This window comes from Streptosporangium amethystogenes (genome assembly GCF_000721075.1).
In the GTDB taxonomy this organism is placed as follows: domain Bacteria; phylum Actinomycetota; class Actinomycetes; order Streptosporangiales; family Streptosporangiaceae; genus Streptosporangium; species Streptosporangium amethystogenes.
In genome coordinates this window covers 1-218 of record NZ_JOEQ01000217.1, presented here as the reverse complement: position 1 = coordinate 218, position 218 = coordinate 1, and the positions used below count along the sequence as shown (strand labels likewise).

The 218-nt window shown below is 69.7% G+C and carries 1 protein-coding gene; it reads left to right on the top strand.

All coding sequences use genetic code 11. From position 1 onward, the window contains the following. The coding region (locus IG98_RS0144345) for a transposase (RefSeq protein WP_169750313.1) at positions 1–218 on the top strand (218 nt) is incomplete at both ends.

Sequence of the window (218 nt, the reverse complement as noted above, 5' to 3'; positions counted from 1 at the left end):
TACGTGACGAGGCGTCGCAGGCAGTTCTCATCGGAGTTCAAGGAAGAGGCCGTCCGGATGGTACTGGAGGGCGAACGGACGGTCGCGTCGGTGGCGCGGGAGTTCGGGATCAACCCCAGCACCCTGGGCAGCTGGGTGAACAGGCACCGAATCGTGCATGGCGAGGCCGAGCGGCCGGCCTCGGGGCCGGAGCGGGCGCGGGTCCGCGAACTGGAGCG